The following is a 17,494-nucleotide window of genomic DNA, read 5'->3' on the forward strand; positions in this document are numbered from 1 at the left end:
GGTTTGACCCCCGTTCCGCTAGAACGAAAAGAACCTGAAATCGACTGATTCGGACCCCATGACCGATAGTGAAAACCCGATCCCCGAAGAGTATGGCGCCGACAGCATCAAGGTGCTCAAGGGCCTTGATGCCGTGCGCAAGCGTCCCGGCATGTATATCGGAGATACCGACGACGGCTCGGGCCTGCATCACATGGTCTATGAGGTGGTCGACAATTCCGTGGACGAGGCGTTGGCGGGCCATGCCGACCTCGTGACCGTGACACTCAATGCCGATGGTTCGGTAACCGTCACCGACAATGGTCGCGGCATTCCGGTGGGCATCCACAAGGAGGAGGGGGTTTCGGCGGCCGAGGTCATCATGACCCAGCTCCATGCCGGCGGCAAATTCGACCAGAACTCCTACAAGGTCTCGGGCGGCCTGCACGGTGTGGGCGTCTCGGTGGTCAACGCCCTCTCGGTCTGGCTCAAGCTGCGGATCAGGCGCGACAACAAGGTTCACGAGATCACCTTCACCCATGGCGTCGCCGATGCGCCGCTCGAAATCGTCGGGGATTATGAGGGGCGCTCGGGCACCGAAATCACCTTCATGCCCAGCGCCGAGACCTTCACCATGGTGGAGTTCGACTACAAGACGCTCGAGCATCGCCTGCGCGAACTGGCCTTTCTCAATTCCGGTGTCCACATCCTCCTGGCCGACCGCCGCCATCCCGAGCCGGTCGAAGTTGATCTCTATTACGAGGGTGGGCTCGAAGCCTTCGTGCAATATCTCGACAAGTCCAAGGCGCCAGTGGTGGATAAGCCCATCACCATGATCTCGGAAAAGGACGGCATCACCGTCGAGGTTGCGCTGCAATGGAACGACAGCTACCACGAAAACGTGCTGTGCTTCACCAACAACATCCCGCAGCGCGATGGCGGCACGCACCTGGCGGGCCTTCGCGGCGCGCTGACGCGCCAGGTCATCGGCTATGCCGATAGCTCGGGCATCGCCAAGAAGGAAAAGGTGACCATGACGGGTGACGACACCCGCGAAGGCCTCACCTGCGTCCTCTCGGTCAAGGTGCCGGATCCCAAATTCTCATCCCAGACCAAGGACAAGCTGGTTTCCTCCGAAGTCCGGCCCGTGGTCGAGAACATCGTCAACGAAAAGCTCGGCCAGTGGTTCGAGGAACATCCCACCGAAGCCCGGATCATCGTGGGCAAGGTGGCCGAGGCCGCTGCCGCCCGCGAGGCCGCCCGCAAGGCGCGTGAACTGACCCGCCGCAAGGGCGCTCTGGAAATTTCCTCGCTTCCCGGCAAGCTGGCCGACTGCCAGGAACGCGACCCGGCAAAGAGCGAAATCTTCATCGTAGAGGGCGACTCGGCCGGTGGTTCCGCCAAACAGGGGCGCGACCGCTCCAATCAGGCCGTGCTGCCGCTACGCGGCAAGATCCTCAATGTCGAGCGCGCCCGCTTTGACCGCATGATCTCGTCCGACCAGGTCGGCACGCTGATCACGGCGCTGGGCACCGGCATCGGCCGCGAGGAGTTCAACGCCGATAAGCTGCGCTATCACAAGATCATCATCATGACCGACGCGGACGTGGATGGCGCCCATATCCGCACGCTGTTGCTGACCTTCTTCTATCGCCAGACGCGCGAACTGATTGAGCGTGGCCATATCTACATCGCCCAGCCGCCGCTCTACAAAGCCACGCGTGGCCGCTCCGAACTCTATCTCAAGGACGAGGTGGCGCTGGAGGACTACCTGCTCGAAGGGGGTCTGGAAGACGCTGTGTTCAAGACCCGAGATGGGGCCGAACATGCCGGCGCCGACCTGATGAGCATCCTGCAACAGGCTCGCGACATCGTCAAAGCCATCAACAATCTCAACACCCGCTACAATCGTAACCTCGTGGAACAGGCGGCAATCGTCGGCGGGCTCGACCCCGATGGCATGTCGGACCCGGAAAAGAGCGCCGAGACTCTTCAGCGTGTCGCCAATCGGCTCGACCGCATTTCCGACGAGCTGGAACGGGGCTGGAGTGGCGAGATCAACGAAGACGAGGCTCTGGCCTTCTCGCGGACCGTGCGCGGCGTTACCGAAACGCATTATATCGATCGAGCCCTGCTGCAGAGCGCCGATGCCCGCAAGCTCCGGCAATTGGCCGCGCGTCTCGATGAACTTTTCGGCGGCGTGCCGACGCTGACCCGCAAGGGTGAGACCATCAATATTTTCGGGCCGGCGAGCCTCTTCAAGGCCGTCACCGATGCCGGCCGCAAGGGCGTTTCGTTGCAGCGCTACAAAGGCCTGGGCGAGATGAATGCCGAGCAGCTCTGGGAAACCACGCTCGACCCCAATGCCCGCACCCTGCTGCGCGTCGAAATCGACCAGACCGACGAAGCCGACGAAATCTTCACGGCCCTCATGGGCGACCTCGTCGAACCGCGCCGCGAATTCATCCAGAACAATGCGCTCAACGTGAGCAATCTGGACGTCTAAGTGGGTTGCATCTTGTCTGAATCATGCGGAGACTAATCACGAAGGCGCGTGACGTGCCATAAACCAACCATGGGTGAGGTTCGTCATGATCAATTTGCTGCGTGATAGCCGTGACATCGTGCGCCGACTCTCAGAAGACGGCTTTGTTCTTGTATCAATCCGCGGTTCGCACCATAAATATAGACATGCGGACGGCAGATTGGTGATCGTGACACATCCTCGCAAGGATATCCCCGTCGGCACCGTCCGGTCGATCTATCGACAGGCGGGATGGAGCACTCATGCGTGACGTCCATTACATCGCGTTGATCCACAAGGACGCCGATTCCGGCTATGGGGTGTCGTTCCCCGATGTCCCCGGCATTATTGCCGTGGCCGACACGCTCGACGAAGCGATATCCGAAGCTGCCGCTGTCCTGGCATTTGCATTTGAGGACTGGCATGGCGAACAGCCGGAGCCGCGCACGCTTGAAGCCTTGCGGCAGGATGCCGGCTTTCTGGCGGATGCAGCCGATGCCGTGGTGGCAGTCATCCGGCCTTCGGCGAAATATTATCAGGCAGCAGAATAGCGAACCGCCTTTCTGCGGAGGCTGCTGATCCCCCATCGTTCACCCATTGACGCCAGTCCGTTCCAGCGGGCTGGCTTTTCTGTGCGCGGCAAACCACATAGCCTGGAGCAAAGCATAGCGAGGCGCATTCGATGAAAAAGATCGGCTTTCTCTCATTCGGGCATTGGAGCCCCGCTCCCAATTCAGGCACGCGCACGGCGGGGGACGCGCTGCTGCAATCGATCGACCTAGCGGTGGCCGCCGAGGAACTGGGGGCCGATGGCGCCTATTTCCGGGTGCATCATTTTGCCCGGCAACTGGCCTCGCCCTTCCCGCTGCTGGCGGCCGTCGGTGCGAAAACCAGCAAGATCGAGATCGGCACGGCCGTCATCGACATGCGCTATGAAAACCCGCTCTACATGATCGAGGACGCCGGCGCCGCAGACCTCATTTCTGGTGGTCGGCTGCAACTGGGCATCAGCCGCGGTTCGCCCGAACAGGTGATCGATGGCTGGCGCTATTTCGGCTATGAGCCGGCTGACGGGCAGACCGATGCCGACATGGCCCGGCTCAATGCCGAAATTTTCCTCAAGGCGCTGGGCGGCCAGGGTTTTGCCCAGCCCAATCCGCGGCCCATGTTTCCCAATCCGCCGGGCATGCTGCGGCTTGAGCCGCATTCCGACGGGCTGCGCGAGCGCATCTGGTGGGGCGCTGCCAGCGACGCCACCGCCATCTGGGCGGCGCAGATGGGCATGAACCTGCAATCCTCGACGCTCAAATTCGACGAGTCGGGGAAGCCCTTCCATGTCCAGCAGGCCGAGCAGATCCGGGCCTATCGGGCGGCCTGGAAAGAGGCGGGACACCAGCGCGAGCCCCGCGTTTCGGTCAGCCGCTCGATCTTCGCACTCGTCAATGACATGGACCGCCTGTATTTCGGCGCTGGCCGGCCCGAGGAAGACCAATTCGGCTACATCGAGCCCGAAAAGCGCGCCGTGTTCGGCCGTGGCTATACGGCTGAGCCGGACAAGCTGATCGAAGAACTGAAACGCGACGAAGCCATTGCTGAGGCCGATACCCTGTTGCTGACGGTCCCCAATCAGCTCGGCGTCGACTACAATGCCCATGTGATAGAAAGCATTCTCAAGCACGTGGCCCCGGGCCTGGGTTGGCGCTAGGGCAGGCTGTAGGGCGACGCATCGCAGTCATTGGCCCGCCAGTATCGCTCGACCGGCGTGAAGCTGCCCGTGGCGAGCATTTCGACTTTCGCCGCGAAAGCCATGGCCCGACACTCGTCGGACCCGGCAACGATATGCACCATTTCGTGCAGCACGGTCAGGCGGCGCAGGGCATTTGTGCCCTCGGTGCGGAATTGTGGGCAAGTGACGAAGGTGACGACACCATTCTGTGGCGGTACCTGCACATAGGCGGCAAAGCGGGCGCAGGAGCCGCCGGCTTTGCGTGGATGCTCCAGAGCGAGTGCGACGATACCGCCCCAATAAGCGGATGAAAATTGTCCCAGGATCAGCGCGTCACCATAGGCTGGGACATCCACGCCAAAGGTCTCGGTGCTCAGTGCGGGCCTTGCCCGTTCAAAGGCGGCGATGGCGTCATTGAGCGCCGTGTCCAGCGCATCGGCGCGCGTTTGCGTCGCGCCCAGGAGCATCAACAGGATCACGCAGAGACCGCTTCGAATATTCATGCTGCCTAGGTGCCGGCAAATTCGGGCGCAAACAAGGGCTGTGATCGGACGGCCACACCCACGGGCCGCGGCGCAAATGCCCCATAAACCGGCCACATTTGGCGCGGAAAAGCTTTTCCACTGCGCTGCACGAGGCGAGGGGCGATCTGCCATGCCATTCGATTGGCTCTTAACCTCTCGCTTACCATTTGTTTCCCTTGATGGGCGAACATTGTAGAAGCAGCGTGATCCGTTTCACTGACAGGTTTGCCTGATGGATTTTCGCATTTCGGCCGATGACCGCGTTGGCGCCCCCAACGGACGCCAGAACAAGCCACAGGCTCGACCTGCGGCCAAGGGGCAGCGCGTCGAGCCGAGCATGGGCCAGACCATGTCTTTCTCCGTCGACCCCGAGCGCCCCGGCGGCGCTGGCGGTGGCGGCACGCCGCCGAAGGGCCCCAAGAAACAGCCACCCCGCAGGGGCAAGGCCCAGCCGGCCCGCCAGCGCAAGAAGAAGCGCTCCGGCGGTTTTCTCATGGGCCTGCTCTGGTGGAGCTTTGTGGCCTGCCTCTGGGGCGGCCTGGCCGCAATCGGCGTGGTCGTTTATTACGGCGCCCAGCTTCCCGCATCCAATACCTGGGCCATTCCCGAACGCCCGCCCAATATCCGCATCCTGGCGGCCGATGGGAGCCTCATCTCCAATCGCGGCCAGACTGGCGGCGAGGCAGTGACCTTCCGCGAATTGCCCCATTACGTCCCGGCAGCCTTCATCGCGTCGGAGGACCGGCGCTTCATGAGCCATTTCGGCGTCGATCCCATTGGTCTTCTGGCCGTTGCGGTGGAGTCGGTGCAGGCGCGCGAAGTGACCCGCGGCGCATCGACCCTCACCCAGCAGGTCGCCAAGAACCTCTTCCTCACCCCCGACCAGACCCTTGGGCGCAAGGTGCAGGAAGCCATTCTTGCCGTCTGGCTGGAACAGAATTTCACCAAGGAAGAAATCCTCGAACTCTACATGAACCGGGTCTATTTCGGCTCGGGTGCTACCGGTATCGAGGCGGCGGCGCAGACCTATTTCGGGGTCTCGGCGCGTAATCTGTCGCTGGGCCAGGCTGCCATGCTGGTCGGCATCCTGCCCGCGCCTTCGGCCTATAATCCCAAGAACAATCCCGAAGTCGCCAAGGACCGTCAGCGCCTGGTGCTCAATGCCATGGCCCAGCAAGGCTATATCACCGCCGAGGAGGCCAACGCCGCTCGAATCAATCCCGACCAGACCATCCGCACCGTAGTGGCGGGTTCTGAATCCTATGTCGCTGACTGGGTCGAAAGCCTGATGACAGCCTATATCGGTGAGATCGAAAGCGACGTCGTGGTGCAGACCACCATCGACTACAAGATGCAGAGGGACGCCGAGTTCATCGTCAAGGAAGCGGTGGCCGAGGAAGGGTCCAAGCGCGGCTTTTCGCAGGGCGCGTTGGTCGCCATGGATATTGACGGCACAGTGCGCGCCATGGTGGGCGGCGTCGACTATCAGCAGAGCCAGTACAATCGGGCGGTCACCGCGCGGCGCCAGCCTGGCTCGACCTTCAAACCCTTCGTCTATCTGGCAGCCTTGGAAAAGGGCTATACGCCCGAAACCCTGGCCGAGGATGCCCAGTTTGACTACAATGGCTGGAGCCCTCGCAACTCCACTGGCAAATATGCCGGCACGGTCACCTTGCGGCAGGGCCTCGCCTATTCGCTCAACACCATTGCCGCGCGCCTGGCCATCGACGTGACGCCTGAAAAGGTGGTTGAGGTGGCCATGCGCCTGGGCATTTCCTCCAATCTCACGCCCGTGCCCTCCATCGCGCTGGGCACACAGGAAGTGAACCTGCTCGAATTGACCAGCGCCTATGCGCCCTTTGCCAATGGCGGCAATGGTGTCATCCCCAATGTCATCACCAGGATCGCCGACGTCGAGGGCAATGTGCTTTATGAGGCCTCCGATGGTGGTCCCGGCCGGGTTGTCGATCCCAGCGTCCTGACTCAGATGAACGACATGCTCAAGACCGCAGTTGAGGTGGGCACAGGCCGCGGCGCCAATCTGGGCGGCTGGGATTTTGGCGGCAAGACGGGCACCAGTCAGAACGCCCGCGATGCACTGTTCGTGGGCTATACCTCGGCCATGGTCACCGGCGTTTGGCTGGGCAATGACAACGACACGGAAACCAGCCTCTCGGGCGGCAATGTGCCGGCTAATATCTGGTCGGAATTCATGACCAAGGCGCATGAAGGGCGTTCGCCTGCGCCCATCCCCGGCGGCTCCTATGCCGGCCAGTTGATCGCCCAGCAATTGCTCGACCCCAATACCGGCATGCCCATGATCGATCCCAATACCGGTCAGCCGCAAGTGCAATATGTCGATGGCGGCACGGGCGAACCAGTTCAGACGACCACCGACCCGACGACGGGACAGGTCGTGGCCATCGATCCGGCCACGGGACTGCCCATTGAGGGCCTGGCCCCCGCTGGGGGTCAGAGTGCCAATCCGCCTATCCAGACCGGCACCATGATCGACCCCGCCACCGGCCTGCCCGCTACGGGCGGCATCGATCCAGCTACGGGCATGCCGATTCAGCAGGTCGATCCCAATACCGGCCTGCCCATCGACCAGGGTCAGATCGTTCAATACGACGCCAATGGCCAGGCCATCGACCCGGTGACCGGCTTTCCGCTGCAGCAGCAATCCAATGGCTTCGGCCAGGCGCCCATCGATCCCGAAACGGGACTGCCCATGGTGCTGATTGTCGATCCGGCCACCGGCCAGCAGGTCTGGGTGCCCAGCGCCCCGGCCCAGAATGGCGGCCAGGTCGTCCCGCCGGGACAGGTCCAGCAGCCGCAGCCCGTCTATCAGCAGGAGCGTCCGCAGCGCACGCTGATGGATCTGATCTTCGGCAACTGATCGGTTGGGTCACGCACGACAAGGAAAAGCCCCGGGAGCGATCCCGGGGCTTTTTTTGTGATCGCGATGAGCGCGACCGGCCCTTACACGACGACGATTGGCGCGCCATTGGGCACGCGCTCATAGAGGTCGATAATGTCGTGGAACAGCAGCCGTACGCAGCCCGACGACACCGCCTTGCCGATGGTGGCGACATCCATGGTGCCATGCACGCGATAAAGCGTGTCGCGATTGCCCTGGTGGATATAGAGCGCCCTGGCGCCCAGGGCATTGAGCAGGCCCGGCGGTTGGCCATGCCGGTACATTTCCAGCTCTGGCTGCCGCTCGATCATCTCAGATGGCGGAGTCCAGACCGGCCATTTTCGCTTATAGGCAATATGACCCTTGCCGCTCCATTCGAACCCGGCACGGCCCAGGCCCACGCCATAGCGCATGGCGCGGCCCTCGGGCAGGGTGAAATAGAGGAAGTAATTGGCCGTGTCGACCACCACGCTGCCCGGCTTCTCGCCGGTGACGTTGTCCACCTCCTGTCGCCAATAGGCGGGGTGGAGACTAGAAATATCGGCGGCCGGGACCGGGTAGTCCTCGTCCGGGAGGGCGGCATATTTGGCCAGCACATCGGCCGGGATGAGCGGCCGGACCGGCTCGCTGGCAACGGCTGTACGCGAGGTGCCGGTGGTCGAACAGCCGGCAAGGGTGAGGGCGCCCAGGCTGGCAAACCCAGCCAGCAGGGCGCGGCGCGACAGGGTCGCGTCGGAAGCAGACGACATGATGATAATCCTTGGCCCTGAACGGGCCCTGAGCATTGCGGGAGGTTTTCTCTTAGACGCTCAGGCGGATATAGGCGGGCGCAACAATTGGCTGCCTGGCATGGTGGCAAGCAGGAGACACGCTCCAGGTTCGGGCCGCTCAGGCTCGGGCGCGCCCGGAATCAGCGGTGCGTTGACGCCAATGCCATGATGCTGCCCGCAGGGCATGACAAGGCCTGCACCCAAGTCGATCTGGCCGCGCTGGATCTGCACCACCACGGGTATAGAGCGATTGTCCTCGTCCACCATGTTGAGCACCACGATGGGGGTGCTCACATAGCGATGCGCATGCGCCACCGTCGCCCCGGCAAGGGACGCGAAGGCAAAGACCAGGACGATAAGGGCCACGAAGCGCTGCATGGAGATGGTGATAGGTCCGCGATTGCGGCACTATCGGGGCAGATCAGGCTTTTAGAAGGCCTTGTCGGGCGCCTGCCAGGCCATCAGGTTCCGACCGTGTGCTTTTAGCCACGCTCTGCCGCGCGCCATGTCGGGCAGGGTCCGAGTGACCGTGGCCCAGAAGGCCGGGGAATGGTTCATCTCGATCAGATGCGCCACCTCATGGGCGGCGACATAGTCCAGCACATACGGCGGCGCCAGGATGAGCCGCCAATTGTAATTGATGGTGCCGCTTGACGAGCATGATCCCCAGCGGCTGGATTGACTCCTCAGGCGTACCTGCTTGACGTCCACGCCCAGCCTTTCGGCATGGAAACTGCTCTGCGCATTGAGGTCGGCCAACGCCTCGGCTTTCAGCCAGTCGTAGAGCCGACGGGGCTGGTGGGCCGCATCGCCCGGTACACGCAATGTCGGGCCCTCGTCGGTTTCCCCCAGCTCGACCCGGCCGCGCAAGGCTCCGGTCGGAACCACCAGATGCGGTACACCGCGCAGTGGAATTTCGACACCGGCTATCAATCGCTGGATTTGCGCCGTGCGCGGCAGCCGAGCGGCCAGCCAGTGGCGGTGGCGATGCAGGAAGGCCTCGGCATCGGCCCAGCGCGCTTTTTCCGGCAGCGTCAGTAGCGGCCCGGATGCGGGCAGTGACAGACGAAAACTGCGGGCCCGCGCACTCACCTTGACGGCGATACTGACGTCGACGCCATCGAGCTCGATCTGGGTAGTATTGGGCGGCGCGGGGCGCTGGCGCAGGAAGGAGAACATGGGCTGCCGGGGGAATCGATGATGCAAGTGTAACTCAACGGCGGGGCGCCGACACGAAAAAGGCGCCCCTTGCGGGACGCCAGTTTGCCGTTGGAGGCAGGGAAGCTCAGGAAAGCGGCGGTCACTGACCGTTGTTATTGCCGCCCCAATTGTTGTTTTCCTCGGGATTGGGCTTGTCGCCGAAACCCTGGCGGGAGCCGCGGTGCTCGCCCATGAAACGGTCGAATTCCTCGCGGTCCTTGGCCTTGCGCAGATTGGCCATGTATTCGTGGAAGGCGTCGATCTCGGCATCGAGACGGGCACGTTCTTCTTCCAGGCGCCGAAGCTGCTCGGAACGGTATTCGTCAAAGGCGGCATTGCCGGACGAGGTGAAGTCGGAGCGGCCAAAGCCGTGCTGTTTGGAATTGTTGCGCATATAGCCACACCCCTTGTTCCAGTAATGCTGTGCCTTCTCGGCAGAGCCGCCGAATTTTTCACCCCAGAGGATGTAGCCCAGGACCGCAAGGCCCAGCGGCCAGAAGATCACGAAGCCCAGGACCATGAGGCCGATGGTCAGTGGGGACCATTGCGGTTTGATGATTGCAGTGTTCATTTCTTTCGTCTCCCAGTCATGATGAGACTCAAATGGTCCGCCCTGGGGCAGGATCAAGCATGTGCCCGTCGATTTTTTATGCTTGAAATGGGCAGGCAGCCTACCTATGCGCCACATTTGAACGCCTTCCGGCCTGGAAGCGTGACCAGACAAGAGGCCGGAACCCGGCATGAGCGAGCAGACCCTCTCCACACTGCCCCTGCCATCGAGCTGGCGACCCCTGCGCCTGCAGACCCTGGTGCTGTTGCGCTGGCTGGCGGTGATCGGCCAGACCATTGGCGTCCTCTTCGTTAACTGGGGCCTGGGTTTTCCGCTGCCGCTGCTTCAATGCCTGGCGCTGATTGGCCTCTCGGCGGCGCTCAATCTCGGTCTGGCGCTGCGCCTTGGCCCGCATTATCGCCTCTCGGCGCGTATCGCGGCCCTGCAACTGGCCTTCGACCTGTGCCAGCTGGGCGGCTTGCTGGCGCTGACCGGGGGCCTCCACAATCCGTTCTCGCTGCTGCTGCTGGCGCCGGTTTCGGTCTCGGCCACCTCCCTGCCGCAGCGGCAGGCCTTCCTGATCGCGCTTTTGGCGGCGGCTATTGCCTCGGTACTGGCGGTGCTGCATCTGCCGCTGCCTTGGGAGCCGGGTGAACGCATTGTTTTCAACCGCATCTATGTCATCGGCATCTGGGTCTCGATCGTATGTGGCGTGGTGTTCATCTCCGCCTATACCAATCGTGTTGCCCATGATTCCCGTCAGATCGCCGACGCACTGGCAGCCACCGAGCTGGCCCTGTCGCGGCGCGAGCAACTCTCTGCCCTCGACGGACTGGCGGCGGCGGCGGCGCACGAACTGGGCACGCCGCTTTCCACCATTGCGCTGGCCGCCAAGGAAATGCGCGCCGAGGTCGAGGAAGGCAGTTCGCTGGCCGAGGATGTCGAACTGATCATAGCGCAATCGGCCCGCTGCCGGGCAATCCTTTCCAAGCTCCGGAACCTGGGCAGCGAGCCAGCCGACCTGTTTGCCGAGGCACCCCTGACTGACATTCTCGATGAAGTGGCCCGTCCTCATGAAGGGCGCGGCAAGGTCATCCTGTTTGACGCCGCCGAGACCTCCGGTCCGCCGCCCGTCTTTCCGCGCAGCGTGGGGCTCCTTTACGGTCTGGGTAATCTCATTGAGAACGCGACCGATTTTGCCGCTCAGACGGTGCGCATCGAAAGCGGTTGGGACGAGGACCGGATCAGCGTCTCGATCACCGATGATGGCAAGGGCTTTGCCCCCGAACTGATTGCGCGGCTGGGCGAACCCTATCTCACCAGCCGCCCGCGCGACCCCGCCGGCAGCGACGCCCACCAGGCCGGTGGGCTCGGGCTGGGCATCTTCATTGCCAAGACGCTGCTGGAACGCACGGGCGCCCGGCTGACCTTCGACAATGCAAAGCCCAATGGCCATGCACGGGTGCGCATCACCTGGCACCGGAGCACGCTTTCGTGATCGGCAGGCTTGTTTTGACGTAGGGCAAGCAACAGAATATTGGAGAAGCCATGGACACGATTGAAGATCTTCTGGCTGCCGATCCGAGCCTTCTGCTTGTTGATGACGACGTAGCCTTTTTGAGCCGCCTTGAACGCGCCATGACGCGCCGTGGCTTTGAGGTGCGCATTGCCGGCTCCGTCGCGGCGGGTCTTGCCGCGGTGGCAGAACGGCCGCCTGCCTATGCGGTGGTGGATCTCAGGCTCGAGGACGGCAATGGGCTCGACGTGGTCTCGGCCCTGCACCAGAAGCGCGCCGACGCCCGCGCCGTGGTCCTGACCGGCTATGGCAATATCGCCACGGCGGTGACGGCGGTAAAACTTGGGGCGATGGATTATCTCAGTAAGCCCGCCGATGCCGATGATGTCATCAATGCTCTCTTGGCCACCGGCGAGGATAAGCCCGAACCGCCGGAAAACCCGATGTCGGCGGACCGGGTGCGTTGGGAACATATCCAGCGGGTCTATGAGTTGTGCGACCGCAATGTCTCCGAGACGGCGCGCCGGCTCAACATGCATCGGCGCACCCTGCAGCGGATTTTGGCGAAGCGCGCGCCGCGCTAGGAGCACCCCTCCCCGTCAAGGGAGGGTGCAGAATTGCGCGCGTTCAGCGATCATTTCACAAACAGCGTCTCGAAGCCGCCAAAGATCATCCGCCGTCCGTCGAAGGGCATTTCGCCGAATTCCTTCATCGCCTCAGGGGTCATCATCTTCTTCATGGCCGCGTCGCGAGTGGCCTTGTCGGGATATTCGATCCAGGAAAAGACAATCACCTCGTCGTCCTTGGCCTGCACGGCGCGCTGAAAATCGGTGTTTTCGCCGGTGGGCACATCGTCGCCCCAGTTCTCGACCACGCGGGTGGCGCCCCAGGATTTGAGCATGTCTGCCGCCTTGCTGGCATGCTCGATATAGGCCTTTCGATTTGCCTGGGGCACAGCCGTCACCATTCCATCGATATAGGTCATGTCTTCTCTCCTCTGATTGGGCACAAACGCCACCATGGCAATTTAGCGTGCCCGTCCCAGCCTAGACGAACGGGATGCACCAGCCTCGACACCCGGCAGCATAAAAACGAGAAACCGCCCCAGGGAGGCGCCGGAACGTGGTGGCTCGGCTATCATTGCACTTCCAATTCCTCCACCCTGTCCGCCAGCACCTTCACTGCCGCAACCAGCGGAGCGATGAACTGGTCATAGCGCAGGGCCTGCTGGCTCATTGGTTCATCGGGATCGGCCAGCACATGGCCGCCGAAATCGGCCCCCAGTTCCTGCGCCGCCTCGGCCACCTGCTGGGCGATGAGGCCATAATGGCTGCGCCCGTCCCCTCCCTTCCATTGAAAGCGCACCGGTTCGAGCAGGCGAATGAAATCGAGGCCCAGGTCACTGGGAACGATGTCGGACTTGTGGCGCCTGTCTGAAGTTTGAATCGTGCCCGTTGCCGACCATACCGCCGACCAGCGGGCGCCGCTGGCGCCGAGGGTCCGGCTGTTGTCGACAGCTGGGCGCAGCGTGCCGGCCAAGGTTACATCTGCGCTGGCGGCATTGATCGCCATGGCATCGGTCCAGCCTGACCCGTCGGGACTGACCTTGATGCGCCAGTGATTGTCGCCCATCAGCCCCATCTCGGCCCGGCCTGACCAGTTAGACTGGAACAAGAGGCTCGCCGTGTCGCCACTGGCCGCCTTGTTGAGCTTGAGCTGGTGTCCGGCCCCGTCATGGGTCATTAGCGTCGCGGCCGAGGCCACCGCCAGCCGATTGGTGCCATCGGCGCTGGTATTGATGCCCAGTTGCGGCAGGCCGGAACCGGTGGCGGCGATGACCACCCAGTCCGTGCCGGAAAAGACCCGCAGCGTGTCGCTGGCACGGTCGAACACCTGCCAGCCCTCTGCCGGGTCGTGAAAGGACCAGGCGCCATCCTGCCAGGCGGCGATTTCGGCAACATGCCCGGCCCAGGCGCCGCTTGCGCCCGAGGGGACGATCCAGGCTTCGCCCGGCAGCGGCGCGACCGGCGGCGCTGTGAGCGCGCTCGATTCCACTACCGGCTGCACCAGCGCATCGAGCCGGTTGAGCGCGTCATTGTGGGTGATGTGCTTGAGGGCCTGCCCGGCCATGATAAAGGGCAGGGAGAGGCGGGCCGTATCGTTCATGATTGGACTCCAGGGTCGAACTGGGCCCAGTGTGCGGCCGCTATGCCGCGCGGGGATAAGTGACCTTACACCACCGCCACGCTCTTTCGCTGCGTCACGAGGAACGCCACGATGAAGCTGGCGCTCATCAGCAGCACGATGGTCGGCGCCGGGGCGCTGTCGAGAAAGAAGCTGAGATAGACGCCAAGAAGGCTGCAGGTCATTGAGACGCCAAGGGCCATGATCAGCATTACCCCGAAACGCCTTGTGAGCAGAAAGGCAATGGCGCCCGGCGCGATGAGCAGGGCGATGACCAGGACGATGCCCACCGCCTGCAAGGCGCCGACAATGGTCAGCGAGATCATCGCCAGAAGGCCATAATGCAGCCAGCGCACCGGCAGGCCGATGGCCCCGGCCTGCTGCGGATCGAAGATGAACAGCATCAGGTCGCGCCACTTGGCGGCGACGACGCCGACCACGACAAGGCCAATGACCACGGCCAGAATAACGTCACCGCGGTCGACCCCCAGCATATTGCCGAAGAGGATGTGGTCGAGATGCACATCGGTGGTGATGGCGGTGTAGAGCACGATGCCAAGGCCAAAGAGGCCGGCAAACACCACGCCCATCACCGTGTCTTCCTTGATGCGGCTGTTTTCCTTTAGAAAGCCGACCGATAGCGCGCAGACCATGCCGGCGATGAAGGCCCCCAGACCCAGCGGCAGGCCAGCCATATAGGCCAGCACCACGCCGGGCAGCACCGCATGGGAAATGGCATCGCCCATCAGCGACCAGCCCTTGAGCACGAGAAAGCAGGAGAGCAGCGCGGTGGGGATCGCCACCAGCACCGAGATGACCATGGCCTGCACCATGAAGGGAAACTGGAACGGCAGCACGAGCCAGTCGAGAAGGGAAACCATCACGCGGTCTCCTTGGCGATACGGCGGCGGGCAGCCAGCCAGCCATGCCGGGGCGCAAAGACAAAGGCCAGGAGGAAGACCAGGGTCTGCAAGACCACGATGATGCCGCCGGTAGCGCCATCGAGGAAATAGCTGAGATAGGCGCCGATGGCCGAGGTCAGGACACCGAGGGTAATGGCGAGGACAACGAGGCGCTCGAAACGGTCGGTCAGCAAATAGGCGGTTGCCCCCGGGGTAACCACCATGGCGATGACGAGGAAGGCGCCCACGGTCTGCATGGCTGCCACGGTCGCCGCGCTGAGCAGGGTGAAGAAAATGGCCTTGAGCCAGGTGGTCCTCAGGCCAATGGAGCGCGCATGGCTTTCATCGAAGAAGGTGACCATGAGGTCCTTCCAGATCACCAGCATCACGATGAGCGTCACCACCGAGATCAGCACCAGTTGCAGCGTGTCCCCTGGGGTGATGGCGAGGATATTCCCGAGGACGATCGATTGCACATCCACCGATGTCGGCGAGATCGAGACCATGAACAGCCCGAGGCCAAAGAAGCCGGTAAAGATCAGGCCGATGACTGCGTCTTCCTTGAGCTTGGTGCGCTGACTGAGGAACAGCATGGCCCCGGCAGCGAGGCCACCCGAGATGAAGGCGCCGAGCGAAAAGGGCAGGCCCAGCATATAGGCGCCGGCGACGCCGGGCACGATGGAATGGGAGAGCGCGTCGCCGATGAGCGACCAGCCCTTGAGCATGAGATAGGCCGAGAGAAAGGCGCAGACCCCGCCCACCAGCGCCGAAACCCAGATGGCATTGACCATGTAATTATAGCCGAAGGGTTCGAAGAGGGTCTCAGTCATTGGCCGGGCTCGACTGCTGATGCGCCTCATTGCCCTTTTCGCCATAGAACACCAACGGCCGTTCATCATCGGTCAGCACCGAGAGATGGCGCGGATCGTCGTCATCATGCAGGCCCGGTCCGGAGAGCACAAAATGCCTGAGCACCCCGCCAAAGGCCTCTTCAAGCTTTTCGCGGGTGAAAACCTCGGCGGTCGGTCCGGCGGCCAGCACTGTGCCCTTGACGAGGACGGTCCGGTCACAGAATTCGGGCACCGAACCCAGATTGTGGGTGGAGACAAGGATTACCTTGCCCTCGTCGCGCAGCGCGCGCAGCAGGGCGATAATGGCGTCCTCGGTCTTCACGTCGACACCGGTAAACGGCTCGTCAAGAAGGATGACTTCGCCTTCCTGGGCGAGGGCGCGGGCGAGAAAAACGCGCTTCTTCTGTCCCCCCGAGAGCTCGCCGATCTGGCGTTTGGCATATTGAGTCATGTCGACGCGGGCGAGGGCCGAGGCGACCGTTTCGCGATCCACGGCGCGCGGGATACGCAACATGTTCATGTGCCCGAACCTGCCCATCATCACCACATCCTCGACCAGCACCGGAAAATTCCAGTCCACGTCTTCCGACTGCGGCACATAGGCAATTCTGTTCTGCCGCTGCGCCTGGCGCCCCTGCTGCCCAAGGATGGTGATGCTGCCACCGGTCAGCGGCACAAAACCCATGATGGCCTTGAAAATCGTGGACTTGCCGGCGCCATTAACCCCCACCAGCGCGGTGATCGAGCCGCGCGGCGCCACAAAGCTCGCATGCCTGAGAGCTGTGGTGCCATTACGATAGGCAACGGTAATGTCGTCTATCGTGAGGCCGGGAGTCTGGGTCATTGGGCGAGGCCTTGGGCAATGGTGCTGGTGGTGACAGCCAATAGGTCCAGATAGGTCGGCACCGGGCCGTCGGCTTCGGAGAGGGAATCCACATAGAGCACGCCGCCGTAATTGATGCCAGTTTCGCGCGCCACCTGCTCGGCCGGCTTGGAGGAAATGGTCGATTCCGAAAAGATCACAGGGATGTCGTGCTCGCGCACCGCGTCGATCACGTTGCGCACCTGCCGCGGCGTGCCCTGCTGGTCGGCATTGATCGGCCAGAGATAGAGCTCCCGGAGGCCGAAATCGCGGGCGAGGTAGGAAAAGGCCCCTTCCGAGGTCACGAGCCAGCGCTTTTCCTCGGGAATGGCCGCCAGCGCCTGCCGGATCGGCTCGACCGTGGCGGTGATCTCGGCGGCATAGGCTTCCGCATTGGCAGCGTAGATGTCGGCATTGGCCGGATCAGCCTCGGCAAAGGCGGCGCGGATGTTCTCGACATAGATCAGCGCGTCGCTGGGCGACATCCAGGCATGCGGATTGGGCTTGCCCTCATAAGGCCCTTCGCCAATGCCCATGGGCTCGATGCCTTCGGTGAGAACCACGCTGGGCACATCAGGCAGGTTGTCGAGGAACTGGGCGAACCATTGTTCGAGGTTCAGCCCGTTCCAAAGGATGAGGTCGGCGTCCTGCGCCGCGACGAGGTCGCCCGGGGTCGGCTGGTAATTGTGGATTTCGGCGCCCGGCTTGGTGATCGAGACCACATCGGCGGCATCGCCCGCCACATTGGCCGACATGTCTGCCAAGATGGTGAAGCTGGTCACCGCCTTGATGCGCTCCTGCGCCAGGGCGGGCAGGGAGAGCGCGAGGGCGAGCGGGGCGGCAAGGATGAGGCTGGCGGCGAAGCGGCGGCGCATGGAGAACTCCCGAGTTGATGCGCTAGAGATAATGCAATTGCAAATCATTCGCAAGTGGGCGGATGCGCACGCCGCGCGACGCTTGAGTGAGGAGTTGACGTTGGCGCTGGC

Annotated in this window: 18 protein-coding genes; 7 read left to right on the forward strand and 11 right to left on the reverse strand. The window is 62.8% G+C overall.

What is annotated here, in order from left to right:
* Positions 1-58 precede the first annotated feature (58 nt).
* The 4 genes from gyrB to ACXYMS_RS14990 all read left to right on the forward strand — a co-directional run bounded on the left by gyrB (position 59) and on the right by ACXYMS_RS14990 (position 4,208).
* Entirely contained in the window at positions 59-2,485 is a 2,427-nt protein-coding gene (gene gyrB / locus ACXYMS_RS14975) for a DNA topoisomerase (ATP-hydrolyzing) subunit B (RefSeq protein ID WP_458907552.1), read from the forward strand.
* Between the two features lie 85 nt (positions 2,486-2,570).
* A complete protein-coding gene (locus ACXYMS_RS14980; protein ID WP_458907554.1) occupies positions 2,571-2,774 on the forward strand; it encodes a type II toxin-antitoxin system HicA family toxin in 204 nt (67 codons plus the stop codon).
* Entirely contained in the window at positions 2,767-3,054 is a 288-nt protein-coding gene (locus ACXYMS_RS14985; RefSeq protein ID WP_458907556.1) for a type II toxin-antitoxin system HicB family antitoxin, read from the forward strand. Before ACXYMS_RS14980 ends, ACXYMS_RS14985 begins: the two co-directional genes overlap by 8 nt.
* A 131-nt stretch (positions 3,055-3,185) precedes the next feature.
* Positions 3,186-4,208, forward strand: a complete 1,023-nt coding sequence (locus ACXYMS_RS14990) for an LLM class flavin-dependent oxidoreductase (RefSeq protein WP_458907557.1) — start codon at positions 3,186-3,188, stop codon at positions 4,206-4,208.
* Here the strand turns inward: ACXYMS_RS14990 and ACXYMS_RS14995 are convergent.
* Positions 4,205-4,732 carry a hypothetical protein gene (locus ACXYMS_RS14995; protein WP_458907559.1) on the reverse strand — a complete coding sequence of 176 codons (528 nt, stop codon included), beginning with the start codon at positions 4,730-4,732 and terminating at the stop codon, positions 4,205-4,207. The two genes, ACXYMS_RS14990 and ACXYMS_RS14995, sit on opposite strands and share 4 nt — an antisense overlap.
* Positions 4,733-4,985: 253 nt before the next feature.
* Here ACXYMS_RS14995 and ACXYMS_RS15000 point away from each other — a divergent pair, with 253 nt between their 5' ends.
* Positions 4,986-7,652: a transglycosylase domain-containing protein gene (locus tag ACXYMS_RS15000; protein WP_458907561.1), complete on the forward strand. Its 2,667-nt coding sequence runs from the start codon at positions 4,986-4,988 to the stop codon at positions 7,650-7,652.
* Between the two features lie 83 nt (positions 7,653-7,735).
* Here the strand turns inward: ACXYMS_RS15000 and ACXYMS_RS15005 are convergent, their stop codons facing one another.
* The 4 genes from ACXYMS_RS15005 to ACXYMS_RS15020 all read right to left on the reverse strand — a co-directional run bounded on the left by ACXYMS_RS15005 (position 7,736) and on the right by ACXYMS_RS15020 (position 10,214).
* A complete protein-coding gene (locus tag ACXYMS_RS15005; protein ID WP_458907563.1) occupies positions 7,736-8,422 on the reverse strand; it encodes a L,D-transpeptidase in 687 nt (228 codons plus the stop codon).
* Between the two features lie 60 nt (positions 8,423-8,482).
* Positions 8,483-8,809, reverse strand: a complete 327-nt coding sequence (locus tag ACXYMS_RS15010) for a hypothetical protein (RefSeq protein WP_458907565.1) — start codon at positions 8,807-8,809, stop codon at positions 8,483-8,485.
* A 63-nt stretch (positions 8,810-8,872) separates the two neighbouring features.
* Positions 8,873-9,649, reverse strand: coding sequence for a M48 family metallopeptidase (locus ACXYMS_RS15015; RefSeq protein WP_458907567.1), 777 nt, complete (start codon positions 9,647-9,649; stop codon positions 8,873-8,875).
* 94 nt (positions 9,650-9,743) lie between these two features.
* Positions 9,744-10,214 carry a DUF2852 domain-containing protein gene (locus ACXYMS_RS15020; protein WP_458907569.1) on the reverse strand — a complete coding sequence of 157 codons (471 nt, stop codon included), beginning with the start codon at positions 10,212-10,214 and terminating at the stop codon, positions 9,744-9,746.
* 169 nt (positions 10,215-10,383) lie between these two features.
* Between ACXYMS_RS15020 and ACXYMS_RS15025 the strand changes: the two genes are divergently transcribed.
* On the forward strand, positions 10,384-11,691 hold the full coding sequence (locus ACXYMS_RS15025; protein ID WP_458907570.1) for an ActS/PrrB/RegB family redox-sensitive histidine kinase: 1,308 nt from the start codon (positions 10,384-10,386) through the stop codon (positions 11,689-11,691).
* 50 nt (positions 11,692-11,741) lie between these two features.
* Positions 11,742-12,293 (forward strand): ActR/PrrA/RegA family redox response regulator transcription factor, encoded by a 552-nt coding sequence (locus ACXYMS_RS15030; protein ID WP_458907572.1) that lies wholly within the window; start codon positions 11,742-11,744, stop codon positions 12,291-12,293.
* Between the two features lie 50 nt (positions 12,294-12,343).
* Here the strand turns inward: ACXYMS_RS15030 and ACXYMS_RS15035 are convergent, their stop codons facing one another.
* From ACXYMS_RS15035 to ACXYMS_RS15060, 6 genes are all read right to left on the reverse strand, one after another.
* Positions 12,344-12,694 carry a DUF1428 domain-containing protein gene (locus ACXYMS_RS15035; RefSeq protein ID WP_458907574.1) on the reverse strand — a complete coding sequence of 117 codons (351 nt, stop codon included), beginning with the start codon at positions 12,692-12,694 and terminating at the stop codon, positions 12,344-12,346.
* A 152-nt stretch (positions 12,695-12,846) separates the two neighbouring features.
* Positions 12,847-13,875, reverse strand: a complete 1,029-nt coding sequence (locus ACXYMS_RS15040; protein WP_458907576.1) for a DUF2793 domain-containing protein — start codon at positions 13,873-13,875, stop codon at positions 12,847-12,849.
* Positions 13,876-13,940: 65 nt separating this feature from the next.
* Positions 13,941-14,774 carry a metal ABC transporter permease gene (locus ACXYMS_RS15045; RefSeq protein ID WP_458907812.1) on the reverse strand — a complete coding sequence of 278 codons (834 nt, stop codon included), beginning with the start codon at positions 14,772-14,774 and terminating at the stop codon, positions 13,941-13,943.
* Positions 14,774-15,625, reverse strand: coding sequence for a metal ABC transporter permease (locus ACXYMS_RS15050; RefSeq protein WP_458907578.1), 852 nt, complete (start codon positions 15,623-15,625; stop codon positions 14,774-14,776). Before ACXYMS_RS15050 ends, ACXYMS_RS15045 begins: the two co-directional genes overlap by 1 nt.
* Positions 15,618-16,490 (reverse strand): manganese/iron ABC transporter ATP-binding protein, encoded by an 873-nt coding sequence (locus ACXYMS_RS15055; RefSeq protein ID WP_458907580.1) that lies wholly within the window; start codon positions 16,488-16,490, stop codon positions 15,618-15,620. Before ACXYMS_RS15055 ends, ACXYMS_RS15050 begins: the two co-directional genes overlap by 8 nt.
* Positions 16,487-17,383, reverse strand: a complete 897-nt coding sequence (locus tag ACXYMS_RS15060; RefSeq protein ID WP_458907582.1) for a metal ABC transporter substrate-binding protein — start codon at positions 17,381-17,383, stop codon at positions 16,487-16,489. Before ACXYMS_RS15060 ends, ACXYMS_RS15055 begins: the two co-directional genes overlap by 4 nt.
* Positions 17,384-17,494: the final 111 nt, after the last annotated feature.

Source organism: Devosia sp. CAU 1758, assembly GCF_054482695.1.